This is a genomic window from Clostridium senegalense JC122, assembly GCF_000285575.1.
Lineage (GTDB): Bacteria > Bacillota > Clostridia > Clostridiales > Clostridiaceae > Clostridium_J > Clostridium_J senegalense.
On record NZ_HE611054.1, the window covers coordinates 98,037 to 115,636 of the forward strand.

The following is a 17,600-nucleotide window of genomic DNA, read 5'->3' on the forward strand; positions in this document are numbered from 1 at the left end:
GACCTTTTTTATTTTATTTTTTATAAATTGTTTTCAAGAAACATTTCTCCTATTTTGTAAACATCTCCTGCACCTACTGTTAGGATCAAATCTTCTTCTTTTGCATTTTCTTCTAAATAATCTACTATTTCTTCGAAACTATGAAAATTCTTAGCATCTATTCCTGTTTCTCTTATAGCATCACCTAGTTTATCTGAACTAACTATTCCTGTATCTTTTTCACGGGCAGCATATATATCTGCAAGAATTAGATTTTTAGTTCCTTTAAAGCAATTTACAAAATCATCGAATAAAGTTATTGTTCTTGTATAAGTGTGTGGTTGGAAGATTACAAAAACATCTTTATGAGGATAGTTTTTTACAGCCTCTAACGTTGCTCTTATTTCTGTAGGATGATGTGCATAATCATCTACAACATTTATTCCATTCTTACATCCTTTAAATTCAAATCTTCTATGAGTTCCCCTAAAGTTAAATAATCCTTCAACTATTGATTCTTTACTAATGTTTAATGCTAAAGAACTACAAATAACAGACATAGCATTTAACACATTGTGTTTTCCTGGAACATTTAATTCTATAGAAAACAATTTTTCTTCATTTTTATAAACATCAAAAATGCCACAACCTAAATCATTATATTTAATATTTTTAGCTCTGTATTCACCATTTTCTATACCGAAACTCATTACATTACATTTAGCATCCTTTATAACATCTATAGCATTTTTATCATCTGCATTTACAACTACATATCCATCATCAGGTATTATAGCCACAAATTTTTTAAAAGCTTCCTTTACGTGATTTAAATCTCTATAGTAATCTAAATGGTCAGCTTCAACATTTAATATAACCCCTACATATGGATAAAAATTCAAAAATGACTCTTTATATTCACAAGCTTCTGTTATAAAATATTCACTTTCTCCAACTCTTACATTTCCCTCTATAGCGTCTAATTTTCCACCAACTAAAACAGTAGGGTCTATATTTTCTTTTAATCCTACATGAGCCATCATAGATGTAGTTGTAGTTTTCCCATGAGTTCCTGATATAGCAACTCCATATTTATGACCTTTCATAAGTAAACCTAAAAATTCGGCTCTGTTTAACATTTTAATTCCATCATTTTTAGCTCTTATAAGTTCTGGATTATCTTCTGCTATAGCAGCTGTATAAACAACTAAATCTACTCCATCTAAATTTGAACTATTATGTCCAATAAATATTTTAGCACCTAGCTTTTCTAGCTTTTCTGTAATATAACTTTGTGATCTATCTGAACCGGATACCTTGTATTCATTCTTTATAAGTATTTCTGCAAGTCCGCTCATACTCACTCCACCTATACCTATAAAATGTATTGTCATATTTTTATTATCTAAAAAATCAAAAGACATTAAAAACAACTCCTAACTATAAATATAAAAAATTTCCTAATATTAATTTAGTCTTACTCTTCCATCTTCGACACTATAAATTTTAAAATTTAAAATCTACATTATAATTATATACAAAAACCGTAAAAAAACACATCAAATTTGTTTTATATTAACAATACATCAAATTAGTATAGGTAAACAAGCTTCTATTTAAGTTTATCCATCAAATTTTTATTATCACAAGATGAAATTGTAAATCTAACTAAAGCTAAATTCAAAGTTTACAGCCATAACAAATGGGACAGGCACGATTAATGTAGCTCCATAAGATAAAAATCAGCTGTTTAAATTTAGTTATTATAAATAAAAAAGTTAGCCAGTCCCTTAATATAGTTAAGAGTTAAAAATTAATAGTTCAGGTTGAAACTGGATTCCAGTTTCTTTTTAATTTAAGGGAGTAAAATTTAAGCTGAAGATATAAAACAAACTAAATATATATTCAAGGTTCGCAGCCGTAACAAGAAGGACAGGCGTACCAAAGTGAATTTTCCATAAGTTATTTTCACAGTTAAATCATAATGTTATCAATAAAACCTAAAGCAATCAAAGCCGGTCCTTAAGATAGTTAATAGTTAAGAGTTTAGGAGGAAAGTGGTAACCACTTCCCTTTGAATTGTTGGGGACTGGCTTTGATTTATTAGCTAAGAAGTGCAAAGCTAGGAGAGCATCTAATTTTAAGCGAAGTAAATAAATTTACCGTGCCTGTCCCATTTGTGATGGAGCTAACATCAGTAGTAATTGCTTGTTTACGTGTTTGGGACCGACTTCGAGCAGTATTGGAGAAAATTTAAAATCAGCAAAAGTATCTATCCCAAAGAATAGCAAAGTAGCCAATTACGCGTCTGTCCCTCTTGTGATGGATGTAGAACTTGGAGGAAGTGATTGGTTAGGAGTTTTACTTTTACAGATTTTAAAATGTGTTGTAACATTTTAACTTTTCTAATTTTTAAAATTAAATTTAATTTTAAAAATTGTTTAAAGTTTTAAACTTCTCTTTCATTATTTTTTTCTATTTTTCATAATAAAGCTTATACTTTAGCCATTTATAATGATTAATTCAAAAATTTTAGGGAATGCTATATCTATATTGCCATAAATATTTTGTTGAAAAATGTATAATTTTATTTTATATTATAATAGGTTTTTAATATATCTCTGCAGAGATGTTCAATAAAAATTGAATACAAATAATGGAGAATAGTGAATATGGATAAATTTATAGGTATTTTAGGAATAATTTCATTTTTACTAATTGCCTACCTGTTTTCATCGAATAGAAAGAAAATCGATTGGAAACTTGTAGGAATTGGTTTATCACTACAAGGTATTTTTGCCTTATTAGTACTAAAAGTTCCACTAGGACAAAGTTTTTTCGCATTTCTTAGTAAGATAATCGATAAACTTTTAGCCTTTACTGTTGAGGGAAGTACTTTCCTATTTGGAAATCTACTAGATACTCAATCTTTTGGTTTTATATTTGCATTTCAAGTATTACCTACAATAATATTCTTTTCTGCCCTTATGGCTATTTTATATCATTTAGGTATAATGCAAATCATAATTTCAGTATTTGCTAAAGGACTTGCTAAACTTTTAGGAACTAGTGGTGCAGAAACTATTTCTGCTGTTTCAAATATTTTCTTAAGTCAAAATGAAGCTCCACTTATAGTAAAACCTTACTTAAGCAAAATGACTAGATCTGAGTTATTTGCCGTAATGGTTGGTGGAATGGCTACTGTTGCTGGTAGTGTTATGGCTGGATATGTTGCAATGGGAGTTAGTGCTAGTCACTTACTTGCTGCTAGTGTTATGGCTGCTCCAGCAGGACTTGTAATGGCTAAGATTTTAATTCCAGAAACTGAGGAACCTGTAACTAAAGGTTCTGTTGAGTTAAAAGATGAAAAAACAGCTACAAACGTAATTGAAGCTGCATCTAACGGAGCAATGGAAGGTATTCAAATTGCGATAAACGTTGGTGGACTTTTAATTGCATTCGTTGCTTTAATTGCTCTTTTAAACTATATTTTAGGACTTGTAGGCGGCATTTTTGGCGCTGACTTCTTAAGTTTAAACTGGATTTTTGGTAAATTATTTGCGCCTATAGCATACTTAATGGGAGTTCCTGGCCAAGATATCAGCGTTGCTGGAAATCTTTTAGGACAAAAGGTTGTTTTAAACGAATTTGTTGCTTATAGTAACCTTTCACCATTAATAGCTAGTAATGCACTTTCACCAAAAACTGTTATAATCTTAACTTATGCTCTTTGCGGATTTGCAAACTTCAGCTCTATAGCTATACAAATAGGTTCTATAGGAAGTCTTGCTCCTGAGAAGAGAAAAGATGTTGCAAAACTTGGTTTAAGAGCTGTACTTGCTGGTTCTTTATCAGCATTTATGACTGCTACAATTGCAGGATTATTATCTTAATTAAATCAGTCAATCTTTTATAACATATAAATAAAAAGATAAACCTTAAATTATAGGTTTATCTTTTTTTATTGTATAAAATTTTTCCCATAAATTCCCTTTTTATTATAAAAAAATAGTCTAAATTTAATTATATAAATCTTAAATTATCTTAAATTAACATCTATAACTTTGTATAAGTTATTCTTCGACAGTATTTATTATTTCATAAAAAAACTGTAGAAATAAACTTATTTACATTTACTCATATTAATGAAAAAATATTAATATACTAATATTTGGAAGTTAGGAGTGGTACTTTGAAAAAGATTCAAACACTTAGGTTCCTTCAAATTTTTATTTTTTTCCCTCTCCTAATAGTTCTTGCAACATATAATATGAATCAAAGAGAGGAAATTTCTTTTATAATGTTATTTACATCTTACACAGTTTTTTATGAAATATTATTACTTAAAAAGCGCAAAAAATAAATAATCATCTTTCCATAAAAAACCCCTAGAAATTTCTTTCTAGGGGTGCTTAGGCATAATTAAATAAATAATCATCCTTATTAACTATTTTTTAGGTACTGTTTCCCAATCTTTTAGGAATTTTTCTATTCCTGCATCTGTTAATGGGTGTTTTGTCATTTGTAATAATACGTTTAGTGGAACTGTAGCAATGTGAGCTCCTAATCTAGCTGCTTTTGTTGCATGGATAGGATTTCTTACACTTGCTGCTATTATTTCTGTTTCTATTCCGTGTATATCGAAAATATCAACGATTTCTTCTATTAAGTTCATTCCTTCCATTCCTATATCATCTAATCTTCCTAAGAATGGACTTACATAAGTTGCGCCAGCTCTAGCTGCAAGTAAAGCTTGTGCTGCTGAGAATATTAAAGTTACATTTGTTTTTATTCCTTTTGCACTTAAAACTTTAGTTGCTTTTAATCCTTCCTCTGTCATTGGAAGTTTTATAACTATGTTTTTGTGAATTTTAACAAGCTCTAATGCTTCGCTAACCATTCCTTCACATTCTAAGCTTATAACTTCTGCACTTATAGGACCATCAACTATTGATGTTATTTCTTTTATAACTTCTTTAAAATCTCTTCCTGACTTAGCTATTAAAGATGGGTTAGTTGTAACACCACATATTATACCCATATCATTAGCTCTTTTTATTTCTTCTGTTATAGCTGTATCTATAAATAATTTCATTTATTTAGTTCACACCTTTCATTCTTTAACAATATTATAATTTACATGGTAATTATATCACACTACATTATAATTGAAAATTCTTACTTTCCAATTGGCTTTTTATGCTTTTATAATTCCATTTTTGTACTCTGGAACTATGTCTGTTATATCCTTAGATAAACAATATTCTAAGTCATCTTCCAATCCTAGTTCTAGTATTCTTTTATAGTGTGTTGCTCCCTTTACAAAGGATGTTATATCTTTATTGTTATCATAAATATACAATGATGTTGTTGCTATATCTGTTAGTTTTACACTTATTTTTTCTTTTATTCTTGATATTATGTATCCACTTGTTATAAAGTCATCCATTGAAAATTGACCATATGTTCCTGCATTTATAAATACTACATCTTTATTCTCTTTTACAATTTCATCAGCTACAGCTTGTCCGTTAATCATTGAAGCTATTATTATTCTTTCTGCACAATCTGCATTTTTTATTGCCTGTGTTCCATTAGTAGTTGTCATAATAACAGTCTTTCCTTCAATTACATCTTTAGTGTATTCTAACGGTGAATTTGAATAATCAAATCCCTCTATTTTAAGTGCATTTCTTTCTCCACCTAAAATATATCTACTTCTATCATTTTTTGCAATTTCTATAGCCTCATCAACTTCTTTTACAGGGATTACTTTTTCACAGCCATTTTTAAGAGCTGTTACCATAACAGATGTTGCTCTTAAAACGTCTATAACTACAACTGTTTTTCCCTCTATTTTTTCTTTTTTTATGTCACTTGCTGATATTATAATGTCTATGTTCATAAAAATAACTTCCTTTCATATGCTTTATTTACATATTTCTATATACCTTTTAAAATTGCCTTTTTTTACACAACATTTATCTATAATTTTAAAACCTTGTGAGATTATATGATTATCCATATCTTCGAAGGTTATAATTATCATTTTCTTTGCAATTTTACGAGCTGTTTTTATAATATCCAACTGGTCTTTAAGTGTTGTTGGTGAAAATAGTCCGTAAGGAATATCTACAATTGCAACATCAAATTTTTCTTCTATATCATGCATGTTTCCAATTGTTATAACATCTTTATAACCAAAAAACTTAAGATTTTTCTTTGCATTTTGCCCTATAGCTCTGCTTATTTCATAACCTTTAATATTTAAATCAAGTGAGCTTGCTTCTATAACAACAGTTCCTATACCACAACAAGGGTCAACTAATTTACTTTCAAAATTGTTTTCAATTGCAATATTAACTATAGCTCTAGACATTCTTACACTTAATCCATTTGAGTACGAATATGGTTTTTCATCGTGTATATGCCACTCATAATCATTCTTTTCATATTCACCAAATATCCATCTATCACCTATCTTACTTACCCCTAAAAGTACTTTAGGCGATTGTAAATTAGGATATCCCTTTATAACAAATCCAACCTCTTTTAATGCATTAAGCCTCTCCTGATAAGATAATGGGTCATTTTGTATGGCTTTCACATAACAAACTTTAAACTGTTCATAGGCTAACTTATCTTCAATAATTTTTTCAACTATTTCTTCTAAAGTATTTGCTGAATATATTATAGATATTTTTTCTTTTATAAAAGGACTTCTAGAAGGATTTACGCAGTTATTAGAAAAAATATATTTTTCCTTTGATACATCATTAAAAATGCACTTCATCTCTAAATTACATAGTTCTTCTTCATATGTAGGATAATTGATAACGTAAAAATACTCTTTACTTTTATTTTTGTCTATTTCATTTTCCATAATTAAATCCATCATTTAAACACGTCCTTTTCACACCTTGATTGTAGTATTTTAATTTTGTAAAGTCAATTAATATACCTTTATTTTCCTAAGTGGTATTACTACTTACTTCGCTCCTAGTAATACTAAACGTACTTTTATATAAATTTGCAAGGCAAATTATATTAATAGATTAAAAAGAAAGTGGTTTCCCACTTTCATCCTGAACTATTAACTATCTTAAGGACCGGCTTTGATTACTTTAATTTTTATTGATAACTTTATGATTTCACTGTGAAAATAACTTATGGAAAATATATTTTGATACGCCTGTCCTTCTTGTTACGGATATAAACTCTGAATATAGCTTTTGTTAGTTTAATCTCTCAAGCTTAGAATTTACTCCCCTAAATTAAAAAGAAACTGGTAGTCCAGTTTCCTCAAGAACTCTTAAATTTTAACTATTAACTCTTAACTAACTAAGCTCTAGTTTCCTCCAACATTGTCAAATGTCAATTTTTCAAAACTTTCTACCTCAACTAAATAAGCATCTATCCTAAGTTATACCTCCATCACAAGAGGGACAGACGCGTTATTGGCTACTTTACTATACTTAGGGCCAGATACTTTTGTTGATTTTAGATTCTCTCTAATGCTGTTCTAAGTCGGTCCCCATCACCTGTTTTAGCAACACACCTAAACAATCAACTCCTTCCAGTATTAGCTCCATAACAAATGGGACAGGCACGGTAAATTTATTTTCTTTGCTAATATCTGATGCTCTCCTAACTTTATACTTATATCTAAAAATTCAAAGCCAGTCCCTAGCAATTCCAAAGAAACTGGCGATCCAGTTTCAACCTAAATTGTCAATTGTCCTTTGTCCATTGTCAATTTTTACACATTTGTTTTCATCTGTTTTTTAGGCTCTATTGGGATAAAAATCGCAAATAAGATATATGCCAATAACCCACTTCCGTATACTGCAAAAAATACTGCAAAAAGCAAACGTACAATTTTAGGATCTACATCAAAATATTTAGCAATACCACCACAAACACCAGCAATCCATTTCCCTTTTTTAATTCTATATAATCTTTTTTTCATGAATATTTACCTTTCTATCATTGTTCTTCTGCCCTACGTCTAAGCCTATGACTAATTTTTCTCAATATATTTGAAACGCTTCAGTATAAAAACAGAAAGGCAACCACATAGTAACAAGACTATACTACTTACTATCCGACTTTGGGCAGTAGCATCACTGGAACCTGAAACCCCAAATACTGCTGAAATAGGATAGAATGTTATTAATATTTTTGACCTCCACGCGATTATTCCAGCAAAAGAGTACATTTCAGTTAGTAATAATGCAATCCAATGACCTTTTTTCATATATGATACCAAAGCAATAATAGGCGAGATAGCAAGGAATATTCCAACACCTTGAAGAAAATATATTTTCATAAAATCTAAAACCATTCCTACCGATAAATCATAAAAATGTAATATTGCCTCAGTGAAAAATGCTATTGCAAAGAGCAGCAAATAAATGAAAATGCTGAATAAAAAAGTAATAATCATTTTTGTAGCAATTAATTTTGTTTCATTTATAGGAATAATTAGTAAAGATTTTATAGTGTCCTCATCTTCTTCACGACAAATCATATAACTTCCCAAAAGAGAAATGAGTGCAGGAATAATAAAAATTGTTGCCAAAGGCTGAGCCATAGTCATATACCATCCTGCACTGTCTATATCATGTGTAAACCATCCCTCTATAAAAACAACACCTGCTACCATAACTGTTGCAAAAATTGTAATCCAAACAATATTTAAACGGCGAATCTTTTGGAGTTCAGCCCAAAATAAATTTCGCATTATTTACACCTCATTTCTTTTCAATGCGATATTTGCAATAAATACTGCAATAATATCCCAAACGCAAATACAAAGAAACGCTAACGGAACGTTACTTCCTTGTGACGACCAACGGGGAATATCGTTATTTCGCCCGATTATAACTGTCATACTGGATAAGGGATGTATATACATATTTACAAGCATTGTGAAAATTGGGAAAAAAGCATAAACCAAGGTGATAGAAATTGGGAGAATGTATCCCTTTTGCCATGAGGTTATTGCTAAAATCGGCAACATTGCAAAAGCAATAATAACACCAATTTCTAAACATTTTTTCAGCAAATATAATACGCTCCACCATTCAAATACCACATATCCTGAAAGCACGCTAACCATAACGGAAGCTACGAATGTAATTAGCATGAAACAAATGGAGTAAACCAAAACCACAAAAAATTTACTAAAAAGGTATCCCATTTTGCTGATAGGAACAATCCAAAGTTGTTTGAGCGTATCATACTGATTTTCTTCGTGCATAAGCATGGTACTAAGTATTCCCAAAATAACAGGTAAGATAATGATAGGAGTAAAATTGAATGCTGACCATCTATAATACTCTCTCGGGTCAACACCTTTACCCACAAAAAATAGTGCGAAAAACGGCATAATGAGAGCAGCTAACAACATGAGCCAAATAGTCTTTTTGCGGCGCAGTTTAAGAAATTCTGTTTGAATAAGGTTAAGCAATGCCTTCACCTCCTGTAATTTTTTTGAAATATTCCTCTAAGGTATCATGACAAAGCACCGAACTAATAACAGTTATATTCTGCATTACAAGGGCTCTATTGATTTTTCCTATATCTAAAGTAGTGTCATAAAGTCGTAGAGTTTCATCATCTTGAACAGAATAATCTTTCAAATTGAATTCTCGTTCTAAAATTAGTGAAGCTTTCGGAATATCTGAAACTTGCAACATGATATAGCTGCGGTTTTTCTTTTCCAGTTCGTTCATGCTACTTTCTTCTAAAAGAACACCGTGGTCAATAATTCCAATATCATCAGCCAATAATGAGATTTCCGAAAGAATATGACTGGAAATAAGGATTGTTTTTCCATGTTCAACGCTCAATTTTTTGATAAAATCTCTTACTTCTGCAATGCCAATAGGGTCAAGACCATTTATAGGTTCGTCCAAAATCAGTAGTTCTGGGTCGTGCATAATAGCGTTAGCAATACCAAGACGCTGCTTCATTCCAAGAGAATACTTACTAAACAACTTTTTATCTTTATAAGGTAATCCTACTACTTTCAATGCATTTTCAACTGCGTTCGGGGCAACTGTACCACGTAGCTTCGCAAAAATTTCCAAGTTTTCTGTTCCTGTCAAATTTGGATAAAAACCCGGTGTTTCGATAATAGCACCGATACGGGGATACACTCGTTTCTCTCGACCTTTGATATTCTGTCCGAATACATTTACCTGACCGGAAGCGATTGGAGTCAACCCTAAAATCATTTTCATAATAGTGGTTTTACCTGCTCCATTACGCCCTAATAATCCATAAATACGACCTTTTTTTACATGGAGGTTCACTGAATTAACTGCTGTCTGCTCTCCATAAATTTTAGTCAATTGTTTTGTTTCAATTATAAAATCATTCATATTAAAATCTCCTTACTTTCAATACCCTTGTTTTGGCAATATAATAACCAATATGACGGTAGAATCACTTACAATTAAAAGTATAAATCATCAACCTTGCCATAACCTTGCCGTAATCTTGTTCTTTCCTTGCTTTTAGGCACTTGAAAAGAAATAACAAGTCAAAGATTGTGCCTTATTATTCACCCAAAAAAAGCCCTGCCTAAGACAGAGCTATAGAGCTTTTGGTAAAATAATAGTGAATGTTGTAGAGCCTTTTAAAGTACTTTCAACGTCAATGGTGCCCTTATGAACAGATACAAGTTCTTTCGTGATAGACAATCCAAGTCCTGCTCCTGCAGTCATTCGAGATTTATCCCCTCGATACATTCTTTCAAAGATATGTGACAATTCATCACTCGGTATACCTATTCCGTTATCCGAAACCTTTACCGTGACTTGTTTTTCATCTTCGTATAAATCAAAAACAAGTTTTGTGCCTTTACTATGAGCAATAACATTTTGAAAAAGGTTGTTCAAAATTCGAGTATAAGAATTTATATCAATTCGAGCAAGACATTCTGTTTCGGGAATATTGATTTCATAGTCGAAATTATTATTTTCTATAATAATAATCCAATCGGCAGCAATGCTACGAGAAAGTTCATTGACATCGCACACTTCAAAATGAAATAGTTGTTCTCTTGCATCTAGTTTTACCCATTCAAAAAGTCGTTCTGTAAACTCTTTTAGACTGTATGCTTTACCAATTGCAACTTCGATATATTCGTCCTTTTCTTTCCCCGTGACAATGTTTTTTTCTATCGCTTCCAAGTAACCTACAAGAGATGTCAACGGTGTTTTAACATCGTGAGAGAGACTTGTCATCAAGCGTTTATATGCCTGCTCAGATTGCCTTTGACTTATGAGTGTTACTTGCATATCTGTGGTAATTGCATTTAAGTCATAGCAAATCTGCCTTGTCATGTCATTTTCTCTTGTAAGTATTTTGCGGTTTAAATTTCCATCTTTAATGTCCGTTACAGCTTCTTGTATTACGCTGATTTGCTGTTTTGTTCTGTATAGTTTTGAACCGAGATAAAAAACAACAATTAGTAACATACCGGATAAGATTATAAGAAATTCAGTAAGCCCCATCTCTAAGCCTCCCTATTAAAGCGATACCCAACGCCTCTGACAGTTTGAATATAAAAAGTATTATCGGAGCTTGGTTCAATTTTCTTTCTGAGCTTGCTTATAAACGACATGATATTGCTACCATCAAAAGCATAGTCATCCTCCCAAACTTGTGTATAAATCTGTTTTTTTGTATAGACACGTCCTTTATTATTAGCTAAAAATAATAACAAATCAAATTCTTTTCCTGTTAAGTCAATTTGTTCATCGTTTACACAAACAATGCGATTATCTATATCTATTGTCATCCCTTTAAGGATTAAATGCCCTTTTTGTGTATTGGGTGTGTTGTTAAGTGTTGTAAAGCGGCGTATAAGAGAGGTTACCCGTGCAGTCAATTCATTGATACTAAAGGGTTTCGTTAAATAATCATCTGCACCTGTTCTCAGACCTATTATTTTATCTTCTTCACTGTTTTTTGCAGTGAGCATTAAAACAGGTACATTGCTTATTTCTCTTACTCTTTTTAAGATACTAAATCCGTCTAAATCGGGTAACATCACATCAAGAATAATAAGAGAAAGATTGTCTTTGTTTTCGTCCAAAACTTTAAGTCCCACGCTACCGCTGAATGCTACGAGAGTAGACATCTCTTCATTATCCAAACACTTCTTTATAAGTGAGCAGAGCTCTTTATCATCATCAATCATCAGTACGGTATTCATTATTTATCACTTTCCTTTTCTTTTTTCAATCTGCCATCAGTCCACTTCTCAGCATCTTTCAGTATCATCTAACTTCTTCCTTATAATCTAATACATTTTATTAATGAAACAATTCAAGTTTAAATAAATTTCTATATTATATATGGAAACAAGCTTACATTTAAATTTATTGATTAAATTTTTGTTATCAATTAAGAAAAAATAAGTACAAATATAATTAGTTAATAGTTAACTATTTACTATTAACTCTTAACTAAAATAAGCTGTCAACTATTAGTATGATGTTAATCTTAAGTTTTCTCATTTGATAAATATAGGGAAACAAGCTAAAACTTAAATTTATTCAATAACCTTAAAATATTTTCATACAAGATGCAGTGTTGAATTCTAAGTGATTCGGAGCATATCTCACTATTTTAGGTATCCAGGTTTTGGAATTGATAATTTTAAAAGTCAACTTGGAACCCTATACATAAATTTAAAGTTCATTATTAGAGCCCCATACTTAGATTTTTTTGAAATTCTTTCCTTGGTATAAATCTTTTTCTTTTAAATTATTGTCTATAGCATTTAAAACTTCCCACTTTTTAAGACTCCACATTGGTCCTATTAAAAGACTTCTCGGTGCATCCCCTGTTAATCTATGTACTACCATATCTTTTGGCAATAAGGTTATAGCTTCACAAATTAAATCTACATATTCTTCTTGTGTCATAAATTCAACCATACCATTTTCGTATAGTTTTTCTAATGGTGTATTTTTCATTACATGTAATAGGTGTAATTTTACCCCTTGTATACCGGTGTTAGAAATATATTTTATTGTATTTATCATATCTTCTCTTGTCTCTTTTGGTAGACCAAATATAATATGTGCTACTACATCAATATTTCTCTTTTTCAGCTCATTAACAGTGTTTTCAAATGTTTCTAGTTGATATCCTCTATTTATTAACTTTGCTGTTTCATCCTTAGAACTTTGAAGACCAAGTTCTACCCAAGTATATATTTTCTTTGAATATTCCTCAATTAAATCAAAAATTTCTTTATTAAAACAATCTGGTCTTGTAGCAATTGCAAGGCCTACAACATTTTGCTGACTTATTGCTTCTTCATATTTAGCTCTTAAAGTTTCTACATCTGCATATGTATTAGTGTATGCTTGAAAATAAGCTATGTATTTTCCATCTTTCCACTTTTTACTCATCATTTCTTTTATATCTTCAAATTGCTTAGTTATAGAAAAATTTCTATCACCAGCAAAATCTCCAGACCCTCTTTCTGAGCAAAAAACGCAACCTCCTTTGCTAACTTTACCATCCCTATTAGGACATGAAAATCCTGCATCTAAAGAGATTTTAAATATCTTCTCCCCAAATTTATTTCTTAAAAAGTAGTTTAAACTATGATATTTTTTACCATTCCAATCTTTACTCATATCTAATCCTTTCATGTATATCTTTTTTCAATAAAAATAAACTTAAATATTTTTTACTTGATTATAACCTTTATGATAAAATTTCTAACACTTCTTTTACACCCTTTTGAGTTAAAATTGTTCCTCCACGTCCTTTTCTAACAATAATAAGCTCTTCAGCTAATAAATTATTAAGTGTTTTCCTTACCTCATTTTCCGTTATGAATATCCCTTTTTCTTTAGCTTTATCTAATATATTTCTACGACCAATACCTTTTAATTCTTTTCTACTTTCATATAAACATTTTAATACAAAGATTCTACAATCTATTGAATCATCAAATTCAATGTCTTTTGATGTTTCTTCATCTTCTCTTTCAAATATTCTTTTCAAATCTTTTACTTCAATTTTATCTTTTTCAAGATAAGCCAAATATTCAATGCAGTTTCCAAGTTCTCTTAAATTGCCTTCCCATTCATAGCTCAACAAAAATTCTTTTGCCCCATCAGATAGTTCATAATCTGCATCTATTTTCTCTTTTATATAATCAAACAATATTAATATATCATTTCCGCGATGGCGCAATGGCGGTATTTTTAATGGCAAAACATTTAATCTATAATATAAGTCATCTCTAAACTCACCTTTTTTAACTAAATATTTTAAATTTTTATTAGTGGCAGCTATAATTCTTATATTAACGTGAATAATGCTTTCTCCACCGATTCTCATAACTTCTCGTTCTTGAATAACTCTTAACAAACGACTTTGTAGCTGTAATGGCATTTCACCAATCTCATCTAAAAACACAGTTCCATTATGGGCTATCTCAAACATCCCCATTTTCCCGCCTTTTTTAGCACCTGTAAAGGCACCTTCTTCGTATCCGAAAAGCTCACTTTCAAGAAGATTATCAGGAATAGCTGCACAATTAATAGCTACAAACTGGTATTTTTTTCTACCTGATGCATTATGAATAGCTTGAGCAAATAATTCCTTTCCAACACCTGATTCTCCTGTAATTAATATAGATGAATCTGATTTAGACATTTTTCTAGCCATCTCTTTTGTATCAATAATACTTTTACTTTCCCCAATTATATCTTCAAAGGTATATTTTGCTGTATGACCTTTTTTAAGTAATTGAGTTCTTAGCTTATGCTGACTCTTTTCCTTTTCTTCAAATATGTTAGCAATTATTAAAAAACCATTTATATCTCCTGAAGTTTTAACAGGTACCGCTTGAAAAGAAATATGCTTATTATTAATACTTGTTAACTGTTGATCAATTATAATCTTTTTTTCAATAGCTTTTCTAATAGCAAAGTGATCAATAATATCTACTACATTCATCCCAACACTTTTTGAGTTTAAACTAAATATCTCAGATGCTTTTTTATTTAATGAAATCACTACTCCGTTCACGTCTGTAAGAATAATTCCCTCATCTATAATATTTAGTAATTCAAAAAATCTACTTTCTAATATGTTGGCTCTATCTAGTAGCACAGAAATCCCACAATATGGTGTTTTTAGATTTTTAAAATGCTTTGTGAATCTTTCTTCTCTTAATAAGTGTTCACAACCTATCTTTATAGCTATATCACTTAATGTTGTTATATCTAAAGTTCTATGCCCTATATCAATAACTTCCTTAACAAATTTAGGCACCTTATCTTTCTCTCCAGGTGTTAATGCAATACCAACCTTAGGAATTTTATTCTTTCCTGGATAAACAGGTATAAAATCATATTCAATTAACCCAATTTGTCTAAATAGTGCCAAGGTTTCTAGAGCCATTTCCGGACTATAATTTACTAAAAGCACCTGAGAAGTTGGTGGTATTTTTATGATTTTTTGATATTGCTCTTCTGTTATGGTTGTGCTTAAAATAATTACATTTGAATCCTTTGGGATATATTTTTTAATCTCTACATATATGGAATAAAGAGAAATTAAAAATACATCTGCCTCTATTACATGATTAATTCTATCATTGTCATAAGAATAAGTGTCTACAATAATATCATCTAAAAATAAACTTTCTAACGTTTTTTTATGTAATTTTGCTACAGATAAAAAATTTGTTACAACTGCCATTCTCTTCATAACTTATCCTCAACTTTACTAAAATCTATTTAATTATGCCTTAATATGTTCATTTTAATATGAAATTAAGTATATTGCAAAATTCAATAGTCATTATTAAGCTTTTAATAGGTTAAATGGGTATAACCTACCCCATTTAACCTATTTACCTTTTTATTTTTCCCCAAAAGTTTATTTAAATCTCTTTAAAATCTTTTATTTAGTTATTCTTATAATGTTCCAAACTAAATTTTTAATTTATCAAATAAAAAATTTTAAATTAATATTTTATTACTAATCGATGTACTCCTAGTAATACTGAACATAACTTTTCTAGGACCGGCTTTGATTAATATAAATTTTATTGCTAACCTTTCAATTTTACTGAAAAATAATTTATGGAGAATATATTTTGTTACGCCTGTCCTTCTTGTTATGGCTATATACTTTGGATATAGCTTCAGTCAAAATTTTATATCTCAAATTCAAGGGTTAATGCTTCTAAATTGAAAGAAACTGACTATTCAGTTTCATCCATTACTTTTAACTCTTAATTCTTAACTATTAACTAACTACATTTGCACTTATTTTTATCAACTGACAACAAAAATTTTATGTATAAATTTAAATTAGAGCTCGTTTCTATATGTAACTTGGCACGATATTTGCTTTAATAAAATATTAAAAAATAGACTCATCAAGGAGGATTTAAAAATGAAATATAATTTTAACACAATTACAGACAGATCAAACAATTTTGCAGCAAAATATGATGAACTAGGAGTTAAATTTGGAAGAGAAGATATTATACCTATGTGGATAGCTGATATGGATTTTAAAACTGCTGAGCCTATAATTGATGCAATGAGAGAAAGATTAGATCAAGGAATATTTGGATATGTATCAAGACCGGATTCTTATTTTGAATCAGTTTCACAGTGGTATAAAAAAAGGCATGGTTGGGATGTAAGCAGCGATTGTATGAGCCATAGTCATGGTGTTATTCCTGGAATGGTAATGATGATGCAAGAATTCACAGAACCTGGAGATAAGATAATAATTCAATCACCGGTTTATAACGAATTCTTTGAAATAGTAGAAGATCATAAAAGAGAATTACTTGTTAGTTCTTTAAAAGTAGTAAATGGTAGATATGAAATGGATTATGAAGACTTTGAAAACAAAGTAAAATCTGGTGTGAAAATGTTCTTCCTTTGTAACCCACATAATCCAGTAGGAACAGTATGGACAAAAGAAGAATTAAAGAAAATCGGTGATATTTGTATTAAATACGGAGTTCAAGTTGTATCTGATGAAATTCATTGTGAACTAGTATATAAAAATAATAAATATACTCCATTTGCTTCTATTTCAAAAGAATTCTTTGAAAATTCTATAACTTGTGTTGCTCCAAGCAAAACTTTCAACTTAGCTGGACTTCAAACATCTATAATAATTTTCGGAAATAAAAAGCAAAAAGATACATATGATCACTTATTACAAATAAATGATATAAAAAGAAACAATTGTTTTAGTTTAGTTGCTACTGAAGCTGCATATAGACACGGTGAAGAATGGTTAGATCAACTATTAGAATATTTACATGAAAACTTACAATTTGTAAATAATTATATAGAATTAAATATTCCAAAACTAAAAACTTACGTACCAGAAGGAACTTATTTTTCTTGGATAGATTGCAGAGAACTTGGAATGACTGCTGAAGAATTAAAAGAATTCACTATTAATGAAGTTAAAGTAGGCTTTGGTTTATGGTATGGAAAAGAAAGTGAAGGTTTCATTAGAATGAATGTTGCTTGCCCAAGATCAGTAATTGAAGAAGCTTTAAATAGATTAAAAACTGCTATAGACAAACTATAAAAAAT

15 protein-coding genes are annotated in these 17,600 nt (G+C 30.1%); 3 read left to right on the plus strand and 12 right to left on the minus strand.

Features of this window, described 5'->3' with window-relative positions:
* Window positions 1–20: 20 nt before the first annotated feature.
* On the minus strand, window positions 21–1,403 hold the full coding sequence (murC, locus tag CSGHG_RS16490) for a UDP-N-acetylmuramate--L-alanine ligase (protein WP_010297843.1): 1,383 nt from the start codon (window positions 1,401–1,403) through the stop codon (window positions 21–23).
* A gap of 796 nt (window positions 1,404–2,199) precedes the next feature.
* Here murC and CSGHG_RS16495 point away from each other — a divergent pair.
* On the plus strand, window positions 2,200–2,379 hold the full coding sequence (locus CSGHG_RS16495) for a hypothetical protein (RefSeq protein ID WP_026022411.1): 180 nt from the start codon (window positions 2,200–2,202) through the stop codon (window positions 2,377–2,379).
* A 272-nt stretch (window positions 2,380–2,651) separates the two neighbouring features.
* Window positions 2,652–3,872 (plus strand): NupC/NupG family nucleoside CNT transporter, encoded by a 1,221-nt coding sequence (locus CSGHG_RS16500; protein WP_010297847.1) that lies wholly within the window; start codon window positions 2,652–2,654, stop codon window positions 3,870–3,872.
* 554 nt (window positions 3,873–4,426) lie between these two features.
* On the opposite strand, the gene fsa is transcribed toward CSGHG_RS16500, so the two are convergent.
* From fsa to CSGHG_RS16565, 11 genes are all read right to left on the minus strand, one after another.
* On the minus strand, window positions 4,427–5,074 hold the full coding sequence (fsa, locus tag CSGHG_RS16510; RefSeq protein WP_010297849.1) for a fructose-6-phosphate aldolase: 648 nt from the start codon (window positions 5,072–5,074) through the stop codon (window positions 4,427–4,429).
* Window positions 5,075–5,176: 102 nt separating this feature from the next.
* Window positions 5,177–5,884, minus strand: coding sequence for a 2-phosphosulfolactate phosphatase family protein (locus CSGHG_RS16515; protein ID WP_010297852.1), 708 nt, complete (start codon window positions 5,882–5,884; stop codon window positions 5,177–5,179).
* Window positions 5,885–5,908: 24 nt separating this feature from the next.
* Complete coding sequence (locus tag CSGHG_RS16520) at window positions 5,909–6,877, minus strand: TRM11 family SAM-dependent methyltransferase (protein WP_010297854.1); 969 nt, start codon at window positions 6,875–6,877, stop codon at window positions 5,909–5,911.
* An 861-nt stretch (window positions 6,878–7,738) separates the two neighbouring features.
* Complete coding sequence (locus CSGHG_RS16530; RefSeq protein WP_010297857.1) at window positions 7,739–7,948, minus strand: PspC domain-containing protein; 210 nt, start codon at window positions 7,946–7,948, stop codon at window positions 7,739–7,741.
* Between the two features lie 51 nt (window positions 7,949–7,999).
* The gene (locus tag CSGHG_RS16535; protein WP_010297861.1) at window positions 8,000–8,722 is read right to left on the minus strand and encodes an ABC transporter permease; all 723 of its coding nucleotides are present in this window, start codon (window positions 8,720–8,722) and stop codon (window positions 8,000–8,002) included.
* A gap of 3 nt (window positions 8,723–8,725) precedes the next feature.
* On the minus strand, window positions 8,726–9,451 hold the full coding sequence (locus CSGHG_RS16540; protein WP_010297864.1) for an ABC transporter permease: 726 nt from the start codon (window positions 9,449–9,451) through the stop codon (window positions 8,726–8,728).
* A complete protein-coding gene (locus CSGHG_RS16545; protein WP_010297867.1) occupies window positions 9,444–10,367 on the minus strand; it encodes an ABC transporter ATP-binding protein in 924 nt (307 codons plus the stop codon). Before CSGHG_RS16545 ends, CSGHG_RS16540 begins: the two co-directional genes overlap by 8 nt.
* Before the next feature lie 213 nt (window positions 10,368–10,580).
* Window positions 10,581–11,504: a sensor histidine kinase gene (locus tag CSGHG_RS16550; RefSeq protein WP_010297869.1), complete on the minus strand. Its 924-nt coding sequence runs from the start codon at window positions 11,502–11,504 to the stop codon at window positions 10,581–10,583.
* Window positions 11,505–11,506: 2 nt separating this feature from the next.
* The gene (locus CSGHG_RS16555) at window positions 11,507–12,208 is read right to left on the minus strand and encodes a response regulator transcription factor (protein ID WP_010297873.1); all 702 of its coding nucleotides are present in this window, start codon (window positions 12,206–12,208) and stop codon (window positions 11,507–11,509) included.
* Window positions 12,209–12,713: 505 nt separating this feature from the next.
* The gene (gene mnmL, locus CSGHG_RS16560; protein ID WP_010297877.1) at window positions 12,714–13,646 is read right to left on the minus strand and encodes a tRNA modification radical SAM protein MnmL/YtqA; all 933 of its coding nucleotides are present in this window, start codon (window positions 13,644–13,646) and stop codon (window positions 12,714–12,716) included.
* A gap of 70 nt (window positions 13,647–13,716) precedes the next feature.
* Window positions 13,717–15,735 carry a sigma-54 interaction domain-containing protein gene (locus CSGHG_RS16565; RefSeq protein WP_010297882.1) on the minus strand — a complete coding sequence of 673 codons (2,019 nt, stop codon included), beginning with the start codon at window positions 15,733–15,735 and terminating at the stop codon, window positions 13,717–13,719.
* 693 nt (window positions 15,736–16,428) lie between these two features.
* Between CSGHG_RS16565 and CSGHG_RS16570 the strand changes: the two genes are divergently transcribed.
* Window positions 16,429–17,595: a MalY/PatB family protein gene (locus tag CSGHG_RS16570; protein WP_010297885.1), complete on the plus strand. Its 1,167-nt coding sequence runs from the start codon at window positions 16,429–16,431 to the stop codon at window positions 17,593–17,595.
* Window positions 17,596–17,600 lie beyond the last annotated feature (5 nt).